Here is an 11889-nt window from a genome sequence, read left to right as displayed (position 1 = left end):
TGGGGCTTCCCCAAAGAGAAAATCCCCGGCCCGGCAGGTGCGCCGGGTCAGGGATTTTGCCGGGAGTGTGGCTACACTCCCTATGCTTGCTGTTTTTAGTTTTTGCCCCTCTGTTCCACGCGGTAGTTCACATACTTGCCGCCGGTATCCGCCAAAAGCACCGTCCCGTCATAGGTCTTGCCGGTTTTCATGGAGCGCAGGCCCTTTACCTTTGCCTTTCCGTCTTTAAGGAGCGCGGCGGCGATTTTCGGGGTGAACGCCTTGCCCCGTTCCTCAAAAAATCGGTCATTCTTCCACATGACAAACTGGCAGCTTCGGTTTCCGCAGTAGTAGTTCTTTTTGCCCTCGTAGACGCTTTCCCCGCAGCGCGGACATTTGCCGATAACCACACGCTCGGTTTGAAACAACTTCTGTGCGTCCTCGCTGATCTGGGAGTAGTTTGCGATCAGGCCCCTTGTCATTTCTACAATGCCAGCCATGAAGCCCTCCGGGTCGGCCTGTCCCTTGGCAATGGCCGTCAGCTCCGTTTCCCACTGTGCCGTAAGCTGGGGAGAGGTCAGCACTTCCGGCAGCACGCAGGCAAGGTTATGGCCGTCCTTGGTGGGAAGTAGCTGTTTGCCCCTGCGCTCCACAAAGCCCATTTGCACCAGCTTTTCTAAAATGGAGGCGCGGGTGGCCGGGGTTCCCAATCCCTGCCGCTCGGCGTCCTCCGGCAGATCATCCGCACCGGCGCGCTCCATAGCAGAAAGCAGGGTATCTTCCGTGTAGGATTTTGGCGGCGCTGTGAAATGCTCGGTGACGGCGGCAGTTACCTTGTCAAAGGTCTGTCCCTCGGTAATTTGGGGAAGTTCCCGCGCAGGCTCCGGGGCGGTGTCGTCGGCGTCTGTTTTGAACGACGCCTTAAAGCGGCGGTCAAGTTCTTTCCAGCCGGAGGTCAGGATGGTTTTTCCCTTGGCGGTAAAGGTGTTCCCGGCACAGGTGAATGTGTAGGTGACGGCTTCGTACACATGGGGCGAGGCCACGGCGCACAGCAGCTTGCAGCACACAAGGGACAGCAGTTTCTTTTCCCCCTCGGTCAGCCCGTCAAAGCCTTTCTGCACAAATTCCATCGTCGGGACAATGGCGTGGTGGTCGCTTACCTTTTTGCTGTTCAACACCCGGCCAAACTGCGAGGACAGGTCAAGCCCCGCCGCAAAGGGAAGCAGAGGCCACAGGCCGGACACAAGGCTTTCCGCCGTTGGCAGCATATCATCGGTCAAATACTGGCTGTCGGTGCGGGGATAGGTCAGCAGCTTCTTTTCGTAAAGCTGCTGGGCATAGTCAAGGGTCTGCTTGGCGGTAAATCCAAACAGCCGGTTTGCCTCCCGCTGCAAGGTGGTGAGGTCATAGAGGCGGGGCGGCTGCTCCGTCTTTTTCTCCCGTGTTACCGACACACAAACGGCCTGCGCCGTTTCACAGGCGGCTTTCAGGGTCTTGGCGTCGTCTGCGTTTCCCATGCGTTCACTGGCCGCCTCCATGCCGCCCGCCGCGATCTGAACAATGTGGTATTTCTCTTTCTGAAAGCTGCTGATCTTGGCCTCCCGGTCAACCAGCATTTTGAGGGTCGGTGTCTGGACACGGCCCACGGTCAGGGTCTTATGGTAGAGGATGGAGAACAGCCGGGTCGCGTTGATCCCCACCAGCCAATCCGCCTGCGCCCGGCAAAGGGCCGACTGATACAGGTTATCATAATCGGTTCCCGGTTTCAGGTGGGCAAAGCCGTCTTTGATGGCCGCGTCCTCCATGCTGGAAATCCAAAGGCGCTGAAACGGTTTCTTGCAGCCCGCCATCCGGTAGACGAAACGGAAAATCAATTCCCCCTCGCGCCCGGCGTCGGTGGCACACACAAGGCCGGTAACATCGGGGCGCTCCATCAAAGAACGCAGGGTGTCAAACTGCTTTTTCTTATCGTCGGGAATGATGTACTGCCATTCCTGCGGCAGAATCGGCAGGTCGTCATAGCGCCATTTTTTGAAACGCTCGTCATAAGTCCCAGCGTCGGCAAGGGAAACAAGGTGGCCGATACACCAGCTCACCAGATAGCCGTTCCCCTCCATGTAGCCGTCCTGTTTCTTGTCCGCGCCGATCACGCCCGCAATGCTGCGGGCTACGCTTGGTTTCTCTGCAATTACTAACTGATAGCTCATACTTCGTCCTCCTTATTTCCATCTTCACTTGTCATATCCTCGTCCGGCTCCGGGGCTTCGTCCTCGTCGTCCTCGTCCTCGCCAAAGTCATACTCGGCCAGATCGTCATTTCCTGTGGTGTCGGCTTTTTCCTTTTTGAATTTCAGGAAGTAGAGGGCTGCGCCGCCGCCCAGCAGCACCACCACAAAGAACACCACAAGGCCGCCCATGCCGCTTGGCTTTTCCTCCTGCGGCTTTTCTTCCTCCGGCTGGGGTTTAGGCTCCGGCCCGTTGCAGGCGGTCAGGTTGTTTTTACAGACCGGGCAGGCCGTATTGACGGCCCCGGCTTGACACTTGGCCGTACAGTTGCAGACCTCCGGCTCTTTTTTCCCGTCCTCCAACAAGGCTTGCAGGTCGGCGTCGTCCACTTGGTTGAGGAAATGCACCGCCGTTTCCTTGTCCTCGTTGGCCCGGTCGATCAGGATATAAAAATAATTCCCGGCCTTGGTGGTGACGGTGATAAGCTGCTTATCCCCGAAAAAATCATCCACCAGCGTAGCGTTGCCCTGCGGGGTGACGGGTACGCCCACCGGCTCCATGCCGCCGGTGGTAGGTTCTTCGGTTTCCTCCGGCACTTCTGCGGGGGCCTCGGTGGTTTCCGGCAGCGGCACAGGGTCAGGGTCAGCGCCCCCGGCGTAGGCGGTAACGGTCGTGGTCGCCATGCAGAGCGCAGCGGCCACAGCCAGCGTCAAGGTGCGGAACAGTTTAGATTTCTTCATGGGCGCTGTCCTCCTGTTCAAAGTCCGGGATCGGGGCCGGGGCCGCCTGCAACGCGCCGCCGCGCACAAAGGCGGCGAACTCCTGCGGGGTCATGTTGAGGCCGCGCACAAGCTGGACGATCTGCAAGTTTTCCTGTTCGGTCTTGGCCGCTTCCAGCTCCCGAAGCTGCTTTTGCAGCTCCGCGATCTTGCCCTTGGTTTTCTCAATATCCTTTTCAATGCGCTCCAATTTGTTCATTGCCATAGTGATTTACTCCTTTCTGGCGTTTAAGGCAACCGCCCGTAACAATAAAAATGCTGCTGCCAGTAGCTTGAATTGAGGTTTGTGTAGGAAATGGGGTCTCCGCAGTGCAGCATGACCGAATTTCCCACATACAGCCCCACATGGGACATCCCGGCAGTGTCATAAGTGCCGACGAAAAATACAAGGTCGCCGGGCTTGGCCTGCTCCGGGGAAACGGGAGTGCAGATGTTGTAAAGCCCCTGCGCCGTCTGGCGTCCCACATTCCAGCCGGAATGATTGATAACCCAGCTAATGAAGCCGGAACAATCAAAGCTGGTGCTTGGGGAGCTGCCGCCCCACACATAGGGATAGCCCACATACTTTTCCGCCTCGGCGATCATGGCGGCAAAGGCTTCGTCCTTTAGCGTCTCCGGGGGGATTTCATAGTAGGTCGGCTCTTTCGGGGTGGAGGCGTGGGGATAGCTGCCGTTGGGGAACAGGTCTGGCCGGTTGCCCAAAGTCTGCATATAGGCAGCATAAAAGCCCATCTGTTCCTCGGTGAGAATGTAGATGGGCAGGTGGGACAGGTCAAAGTTTTCCAGCTTCACATTGCAGATGTAGTAAGTGTAGGGTACTTCCACGGTGTAGGTGTTTCCCTCGCTGTCCGTCCTCGTTTCGGTGCGGTAGCGGGTTTCCGTTTCGATGGTCTGGGTCAGGATGTACTGTTTTTCAAAGAGCATAGCAAGATCGCCCTGTACCTCCCCCAAAGTGAACACGCCGTTATGCAGCGCGGAGAGGATGGAGGTCAGCACATAGGGGTCATGCTTGATCTCGTCCAGATCGAAACGGTATTCGTCATAACCGGGGTGCAGGCTTTCGTAGTTGTCAAGTTCGTGCTGCAAGTCTGCTTCCAGCGCGCCATAGGCGGCTTCGGCTCCCAGCATATCGCTGTCCTCGGAGAGATAGGAGGTGGCGGCAAGGCCCGTCCCGGTGCTGCCAAACATGGCGGTGCAGGATTGCAAGCCGCCCATCACCAGCAGGAGCATAAGGCCTACGCCGCCGACGATCAGCGCCCCTTTCCAGTGCCGGGCGGCAAAGGACGCGGCCTGTCTGCTTTTCTCTGCGGCTTTCTTGGCTGCGGCAGCCGTGGTCTTGGCGGTGCTTGCCGCCCCCTGTGCGGTCTGGCCCGCCGCCCTTGCTGCCTTGGCATATTCCCGCTTGATGTGCTGTTTCTGCCAGAAGCGGGAAACGGGGTTCTTGGTCGCCTGCGCCAGCTCCGGGTTGTCCCGCAGGGATTTTTGATACGCAAACTCGGCGTTGGCGGCGATGGACTTTCGCTCGGCCTTGGCTGCGGCCCGGTAGGGTTTGAGCTTGTGGCGGTGGACGCCGCTGCGGATCATGCGGCCCGCCTGCCGTTCCGCCAGTTCCTCCCCCTTGTGGCCGCCCTCCACGCCCACATTTTCGTGTTCTACCTCATGGATTTTTCCGTGGAGGTAAAGCCCGGCTTCCTGTATGGGGCGGCTGGCCGGGTTTGGTTTGAGCTGGGGAGGGGATTTCTCCACCTTGTCAAAATACAGCCTGCTTTTGGCCTTGCCCTTGGCCTCGTCATAAACGGTTTCCTTGGTGACGACACGCTTTTTCGGCAAGGCTTCTTTGGCTGCTTCCAGCTGATCCGCCCGTTTTTCTGCCTTTTTGATATACGGGGCCAACTCCGGGGAGGCCCGTTCCTCGGCGGTAAACTGCAACCGGGAAACAGGGCCGGTGGCCTGCGCCACGGTTTCCCCGGCGTCCTTGGCCGCTTTCTTTGCCTTGTGGCGGTCGTGCAGTTCGTCCGCCCGTTCCAGTATTTTTTCCGCCGCGCCCTCCGGCTGGGCGGTGTATTCCTGCTCGGCCTCCCGGCTGGACACATTGACGCTTTCGCCGGTGGTCTGGTTATCCAGTGTCAGGCCGTCGCGGGTCATGTGCTGCGTTACCTTGTCGCGGGGTTTTAAGGGTTCCATATCCGATCACCTCCTTGCTGTCTGTTCCGGCAGCGCCCGGTTTCAATCTCTGCAATATAGCGCAGGATGGGGTACACCTGCGGGGGAACAACTGCGTTTCCCAAAGTCTTTAACCGCTTTGCCACATTCGCCGGTGGGTCGCTGATTAAGTACGGGATTTGCGCCGGTTCTTTGGCCCACATGGAATGTCCGTCCATCTCCGGGGGAATCCCATCAGCCATTCCACCCAGTCGGGATTCAGTTTCACATCCCCCGGCGGGCTGCCCAGCAGTTTGTAAACCGCCCATGACAGCCGCGCCGTCCATACGGTTCCGCTGGGATTGTATTTTCGGAAGCTCCCAGTCGGGGTCATCCGCACATCGACAGTTTTCCCCACATCCCCCGTGTCGCTGGCAAGGGGCGTGGGAAGCAGCATGGCCGATGATGAAAGTTCTTTTGCGCTCATGCCATGCGCCGACGGCGACAGCAGGAAGTACGAAAACCCTAACGGCGTAGCCTGCCTGCTCCAAGTCAAAAACCGTCTTGTCGAGCCCCAGATGGATGAAGCCAGCAACATTTTCTCCAAGCACCCAAGAGGGGTGCAGTTCCCGGATAACGCGGAGCATTTCGGGCCATAAATACCGTTCGTCCTCAAATCCCCGTTGTTTCCCGGCACTGGAAAAGGGCTGGCAGGGGAATCCCCCGGAAATAAGTGTGGTGGTTTCTCGTCCTGTTTTTTCAAAAAATGCCTCCTTTGTCACTGTGGTAATGTCCCGGAATTTTGGTACCTGCGGCCAGTGCTTTTTCAAAACTTCCATCGGGAAATCCGCCCATTCGCACTGGCATACGGTGGTAAACCCTGCGGCTTCCGCCGCAAGGTCGATCCCGCCGATCCCGGAAAACAGGCTGAAATGTGTTAAGGCGCTCATACCGTCGCCCCCTCGCCTAACCGGGTCGTCATGATCTGGTAGAGCTGGGTGTTTTTCGGGATGGGGTTCTTAAAGGGCAGGATCACATTTTCGTAAATGAGAAGCCCCTCGCCGGGTTCGGAATTGTCCACATACCGTAATTGCTGGGGTGAAATGTTCAGCCGTTCCGCAAGGATTTTGCGGTCGCCGCTGGCCTGATTGAGTAGGCAGATAAAGTCGCTGTTTTCCAAAATGTTCTCAATTTCCGGGGAGGAAAGCAGGTCTTTTACATTCTGCGTTGCACCTGTGGGAATCCCGCCCCACTTACGGAAACGCTTCCAAATCTCACAGGAAAAGGCCGCCGTCTGTTCCTCTCGCAAAAGTAGATGGAACTCATCACAAAAATACCATGTCGCCTTGCCCTTGCTGCGGTTTTGGGTGACGCGCCCCCAAATCTGGTCTTGGACAATGAGCATACCGATTTTCTTTAGCTGCTTGCCCAGTTCCTTGATGTCAAAGGCCACAATGCGGTTTTGAATGTCGATGTTGGTTCTGTGGTTGAACACATTTAAGCTGCCGGACACATACAGGTCAAGGGCCTGCGCCACCCGGTCGGCCTCCGGGATATGCTGGTCTAACAGGGCTTTGTGCAGGTCTGCAAGGATGGGCATATTTTCCGGCTTGGGGTCTGCCAGATAAGGTCGGTAGATCACCTGTACCGCCCGGTCGATCACCGTCTTTTCAATGGCTTCCAGCCCGTTCTTGCCGCCCATGACAAGCTCACAGAACGACAGCACAAAGTCGGATTTCAAGGCCAGCGGGTTTTCATCCTCGGAGTAGTTCAGGTTGATGTCCAGCGGGTTCACATAGTTTTTGCTGGTAGGCGACAGCTTCACCACCTGCCCATGCAGCCGCTTCACAAGGGGGTAATACTCGGCTTCCGGGTCACAGATATACACATCGTCCGGGGTGCAGAGGAACACGCTCAAAATTTCTGATTTACAGCTCATACTTTTGCCGCTTCCCGGTGTCCCCAGCTTTAGCCCGTTGGGACACCTCGCCCGTTTGCGGTCGAGCATAATCATGTTGCCGGTTTTGGCGTTGATCCCGTAATACATGGCGTCGCCGCCCTGAAAAAGCTCCTGCGTCACAAAGGGGACGAACACGGCCACGCTGGAAGTCGTCAGGGAGCGTTCAATCTGGATGTGGCTGGCCCCCAGCGGCAGGCTGCTCATAAGCCCCTGTTCCTGCTGGTAGTCCAGCCGCACAAGGGAGCAGTTGTACTTCTGGGCGATCCCGGCAGCCCAGAACACATCGTTTTCCAGCTTTTGCCGGGTGTCTGCGGTGTTCAGCACCAAAAAGGTAAGCTGGAACATCCTTTCATTCCGGCTCTGCAAGGTCTTTAGTAGCTCCTTGGCGTCCTGCCCGTAGGTGGCAAGGTCGCTGGGAAGTATATCCATGTCGTAACCACTTCTTACCGCCCGTTTCTGTTCCTGAATCTTCATGGCGTCAAGGTCGGTGATCTTGCGCTTGACCGTCTTAATGGCGTCGCTCTGGTCGATGGCCTGCACATGGAGGTTCACCACAATGCCGTTTTCTGTGTTGAGGAAGTCGGCCAGCATTTCATCCGACAGCTCCGGGGAGAGAATTTGCAGGAAGCTCACCGCCCCGTATTTGCCGCCCAGCCCGAACATCCGGGCATTGCCGAAGCGGAACGAGGACGGGGCGATAAAGTCCTTGGTGGAAAGCCCCGACGGGGCAAGCCACTTCCAGTCAAAAGAAAACGGCTCCCCGTCCGGGTGGAAAATGCTGTGCATGACTTCCAGCCGTTCCTTGGCGTCCAGTCCCCACGCGGAGGCCCCCATGCTCTTGAAATAGCCCAAAAGGTCGGTTTCGATCCGGCGCAGTCTGGCGCGGGCCATTTTCAGGCTGTCCGCCTCGATGGTGTAGGTCATAAATTTCCGCTTCATCAGGCCGTTGTTCCCGTTCACAAGCTGGTCTTGCAAAATGTCGGAATACTCGCTGCGGATGTCGTCGAAGTCGTCCCCCTGCGCCCGGATTTCAAAGCTCTTGGCGTACTGCTTGGGGTCGATCTTGCGGTTGATAAAGGAAAACTGCACATGAATGGAGGCGTCCAGATAGTTGTAGAGGTCGCACAGGTTTTCAAAGATGGCGGTCTTGGTGTCCGCCTGCGCCAGTTGGTAGCTGATGTCCGTAAACTCAATGCACTTGGAAAAGGTGCGGGGCGTTACCCGGCATACGCCGTCCTGATACATGGCCTCATAGGGAATACTGGCCTGTGCCGAATGGGGCTTGCCGTCGCCCTTATACTTTCGGATGACGGCCTGAATCTCTTTCTTTTCGGCGCGGGTGAGCTTGACCGGCGCTTTTGCGCTCGTTTCGTTCTTTTGCTTTTTGGACAATGGCGTTGACCTCCTTTTCCATTTGGGATTGCCGCACAAGGGCGGTATAAGCGTTGTTGGTCTGATAGGGCCGTTCCTTGGGCTGGATGAAGCAGCACTCGACGATCTGGCGCACCACCACTTCAAGGGGCTGGCCGTGTTTTTCGTAAAGCGCCAGCAGAAAGCCCGGCAGCATGGCAAACACCATAATGAGCGCCGCCGCGCTGGTCGGGACGCGGCCCCGGATCAAAAAGAAAAGCGGGACGCCTACCAGCAGCGCACCGCCAAAACAAATGAGCTGGCGTTTCGTCAGCCCGAATACTACCTTGGATTTGACCTTGGTTAAATCCTTGGGGACAGTTACATAAGCCATAAAAAGTCACCTCGTTTCTGGTACGGACAGGGAAAAATCGCTGTCCAATTCATTGCCCCACACATCCCAGCCGGGGGTTTTCTGTCTGGCAAACAGTTCTGCGCGGGGCAGGTCGCCCGCAAGGGCTATGATTTTCTCGCGGGTAATGTCTGGTTTCTTGCTGTGTTCCTCCACCGGGGAAATGATAAACTGATGGACGCTTTTGGAGTAACGCTTGGGATGGCCCCGCTTGGCAAGCAGGCAGATTTCCGCGTTTCCTCTCGTCCAATAGCCCAGTCCGTAAAACCATGTGGGGCTTTTGCGGTTCAATTTCAGCCAGACAAAGGCCACGGTCTTAAAGGAAAAGCCCCACGCCTTAATCAGACGCAGCGCCTCCGGGAGCTGTGGGAAAGTCGCCCACAAAAACAAGAGGCAGTCTTTTCCCGCCAGCGTTTCCACCGGCAGGGCGCACAGATCGTCAATGCTCATGGTGGGATAGTGATGTTCCGCCGCCCCTGTCCGTTTGCACTCATATCTCCACGGCGGGTCGGCGTAAAGGATGTTGTAGGTTTTCTTTTGTGTTTCCTCGATGGTTGGTATTCCTCCTGTCTGTCAATGTGCGGTAAATACGGCTTTCGATATGCTGCCGGTCTTGAACAGACAGAAGCAAAGCAAAACGGTATAGCCCATACAGCCCCAGATCGCGCCGGATATGTCGTCGGCGGTTCCGATCTGCTGGATCAGCACCGCATAAATCCCGACAACCACCATGATTAAAAAGGCTTGGAAGCCCAGCGCAAGCAGGGATTTCAAGTAGTTCTGGCCCATGCCGCGCCACTCTGCATTGCCCAGCGTGGCAAGGGGGATCGGCCCCAATGCGGTCACGGCGTAAATTTCAATCATTCTTCCATAGGTCACAAGGAAAATGCAGATGGAAAGAATGTTCATCGTCAGCCCCACAACAAGGGTCTGGAACCACAGGCCCAGCAGCGGCCCGATGTCCATTGCTTCAAGGCGGCTTTCCAGATCGGGCAGCAGCGTGTCAAAATCAATGCTGGTATCTCCGATAATCACCCCGGCGCTTTGGTTGACGACCTGCTGGGTGGCGTCAAACACGCCCATGACGATATTCCATGTGTTCGTCACAATGAGAATGGCAAAGGCGCTTTTGAAAATCCAGCGGAAGAACATGGAGCTGTCGAAGTCGTGCATATTGTTCTTTTCCACGATCATGTCGATCAGCTCATAGCACATCACAAGGGCGAGAATGGCCGCCGCAATGGGGACGATCACCGTTTCGGACAGGTTTTGCAGCATGGAGAAAATGCCGCCGTTCCAGTCCTGCGGGGTACTGCCCACATCCGACGCGATTTCCCCGACTTTGGTATTGACTGTGTTAAACAGGCCGGACAGGTTGCCCATGATACCGTCGATCAGGATTCCTTTGATCCATTCCCCGATTAAATCACCAATCATGTGGGGACACCTCCTTTCCCGCGCCCTCCCAGATCAGAGAGGGCGCGGAGGGTTTTCTAACACACATGGGGTTATCCCAGCAGCCCGGACAGCAGCGGAACAAGGGTCATGCCGATCAGGGCAACGCCTCCTCCGGCGACAAGCTGCTTGATTCCTTGGCTCTTGCTCGCCGGGTTGTCCGCCCCGTATCCCTCCAAAAGATTGACGCCGCCCCATACGCAAAGCGCTCCGCCGAGGCCCACAACGATGGTCTGCAAAGTATCAACTGCACTATTGAAAAATTCCATAAATTTACCTCCATAAATTCAGATTGTGATGGTGTTTGGGTGCAAAAAAAGCCGCCGTACACAGCGGCAGCCTCACAATCCGCAGACGGCCCGGAGTTACTGGCCGTCCCGCCATTCCAGCACAGCCAGCGAAAAAATTTCGCCCCATGCTTCACACAGTCTGCGGTCTATTTCCCTTGCAAGTTCTTCGGCTTCCCCGTCCGTGGGCGGGGTATCATGTTCTGCGATCCACTGGCACAGCACCGCAGCGGAAATGATTGCCCGGTAGATTTCTTTCTCATACTTGAAATAATCCGCAAATGTCCATTCGTCCGAGTGTCCCATCGGTCACGCTCCTTTCTCTATGGCCGCTTTATTCTGCGGAAAAATCTTCCTCCGACAGCTCAATGTCGTAGAGGTCAAAGGGTTCGTCCTCCGTTATCACGCGCCGCCTTTTCCGGCGCAGGGACGACAGGTAGCTGTCCACATCAAAGGTGTTCTTTTTGTCAGCGTCCGAGAGGTATTTATAGCGGGGGTGGCGGGTGATGTCGTATTTCTCACTGAAAAACGGCCTCACGCCGCGCACCTGCAAAATACACTTGCCTCCGTCCATCGTTGCAATTTCGTCTTGGCTCATCAGCTCTTTGCCACAATGTCAAGTGATGAATTCAAAAAAGACAAGCACTATCCAAAGAAAAACTTCTTTTATGGTATCTGCCTATTTTGTTTTCGATAGTTTTAGCTGTGATACATTTAATTTAGGGTGCAAAAAAGCAGGAGACCTTTTCGGATCTCCTGCTTAGTAGAGCTGTGAATATTTAATTGTGGTTGGGTTGCCAGTTATGCAAACTGGAATTTCTGTTATAGATTTACAATCATAATAAATTCCTCGCTATTTTCATTAACAACAGTAAATCCCACTTTCTCGTACATCTTCACTGCATAATTACTTTTCTGAACAGATAAGGATATTTTTGAATATCCAGCTAATCTTTCCACTTGTAATAATTGTTTCAATAATGAAGTTCCAATGCCTAACCCTCTATATTGGGGGCAGACAGACATGGCAAGAGATGGAGTATCATTATCAATGTGTCCATAGTCATTCATAATTCTTACCCAAATAGCTCCTACTACATTTCCCTGAATCTCTGCAACTAAGGCTTTATCATGTTTTCGATTTCCAAACTCGACGATATATTCTTGTAATTCCGGACATTCTATTACTGATTTAGGTGGAGGTTCAATACCTTCCGGAATATAAATCGCTTCGTATAAAAAATCACTTAATAAACAGTATTCTTCGCTTCTCATTTCTCGTATTATATAGTCCATAAGT

General features: G+C 55.3%; 12 protein-coding genes and 1 pseudogene. All 13 read right to left on the bottom strand.

Annotated features, from left to right (window positions below; translation table 11 throughout):
• Window positions 1-95 precede the first annotated feature (95 nt).
• A complete protein-coding gene (locus KSZ58_RS01350) occupies window positions 96-2186 on the bottom strand; it encodes a DNA topoisomerase 3 (RefSeq protein WP_217752581.1) in 2091 nt (696 codons plus the stop codon).
• Window positions 2183-2944, bottom strand: a complete 762-nt coding sequence (locus KSZ58_RS01345) for a DUF4366 domain-containing protein (protein WP_055200130.1) — start codon at window positions 2942-2944, stop codon at window positions 2183-2185. The genes KSZ58_RS01350 and KSZ58_RS01345 overlap by 4 nt, the downstream gene beginning before the upstream one ends.
• Window positions 2931-3188 (bottom strand): DUF4315 family protein, encoded by a 258-nt coding sequence (locus KSZ58_RS01340; protein ID WP_003509287.1) that lies wholly within the window; start codon window positions 3186-3188, stop codon window positions 2931-2933. Before KSZ58_RS01340 ends, KSZ58_RS01345 begins: the two co-directional genes overlap by 14 nt.
• A gap of 23 nt (window positions 3189-3211) precedes the next feature.
• A complete protein-coding gene (locus KSZ58_RS01335) occupies window positions 3212-5167 on the bottom strand; it encodes a C40 family peptidase (RefSeq protein ID WP_217752580.1) in 1956 nt (651 codons plus the stop codon).
• A complete protein-coding gene (locus KSZ58_RS01330) occupies window positions 5155-6075 on the bottom strand; it encodes a DNA cytosine methyltransferase (RefSeq protein ID WP_117485244.1) in 921 nt (306 codons plus the stop codon). Before KSZ58_RS01330 ends, KSZ58_RS01335 begins: the two co-directional genes overlap by 13 nt.
• The gene (locus tag KSZ58_RS01325) at window positions 6072-8477 is read right to left on the bottom strand and encodes a VirB4-like conjugal transfer ATPase, CD1110 family (protein WP_006060478.1); all 2406 of its coding nucleotides are present in this window, start codon (window positions 8475-8477) and stop codon (window positions 6072-6074) included. The genes KSZ58_RS01330 and KSZ58_RS01325 overlap by 4 nt, the downstream gene beginning before the upstream one ends.
• Window positions 8380-8829, bottom strand: coding sequence for a PrgI family protein (locus tag KSZ58_RS01320; RefSeq protein WP_003509300.1), 450 nt, complete (start codon window positions 8827-8829; stop codon window positions 8380-8382). The genes KSZ58_RS01325 and KSZ58_RS01320 overlap by 98 nt, the downstream gene beginning before the upstream one ends.
• 6 nt (window positions 8830-8835) lie before the next feature.
• Window positions 8836-9399 carry an MT-A70 family methyltransferase gene (locus KSZ58_RS01315; protein ID WP_117485246.1) on the bottom strand — a complete coding sequence of 188 codons (564 nt, stop codon included), beginning with the start codon at window positions 9397-9399 and terminating at the stop codon, window positions 8836-8838.
• Window positions 9400-9420: 21 nt separating this feature from the next.
• Window positions 9421-10284 carry a VirB6/TrbL-like conjugal transfer protein, CD1112 family gene (locus KSZ58_RS01310; RefSeq protein ID WP_005946756.1) on the bottom strand — a complete coding sequence of 288 codons (864 nt, stop codon included), beginning with the start codon at window positions 10282-10284 and terminating at the stop codon, window positions 9421-9423.
• Window positions 10285-10355: 71 nt separating this feature from the next.
• Complete coding sequence (locus KSZ58_RS01305; protein ID WP_002566673.1) at window positions 10356-10571, bottom strand: Maff2 family mobile element protein; 216 nt, start codon at window positions 10569-10571, stop codon at window positions 10356-10358.
• A 96-nt stretch (window positions 10572-10667) separates the two neighbouring features.
• Window positions 10668-10895: a hypothetical protein gene (locus tag KSZ58_RS01300; protein WP_005946702.1), complete on the bottom strand. Its 228-nt coding sequence runs from the start codon at window positions 10893-10895 to the stop codon at window positions 10668-10670.
• Window positions 10896-10923: 28 nt separating this feature from the next.
• Window positions 10924-11199: pseudogene (locus tag KSZ58_RS01295) on the bottom strand (type IV secretory system conjugative DNA transfer family protein); the annotation flags it as partial.
• Between the two features lie 212 nt (window positions 11200-11411).
• Window positions 11412-11885: a GNAT family N-acetyltransferase gene (locus KSZ58_RS01290; RefSeq protein ID WP_004613369.1), complete on the bottom strand. Its 474-nt coding sequence runs from the start codon at window positions 11883-11885 to the stop codon at window positions 11412-11414.
• Window positions 11886-11889 lie beyond the last annotated feature (4 nt).

Source organism: Erysipelatoclostridium sp. DFI.2.3 (assembly GCF_019132535.1).
GTDB lineage: Bacteria > Bacillota_I > Bacilli_A > Erysipelotrichales > Erysipelotrichaceae > Clostridium_AQ > Clostridium_AQ innocuum.
This window is presented reverse-complemented; position numbering and strand designations above follow the sequence as displayed.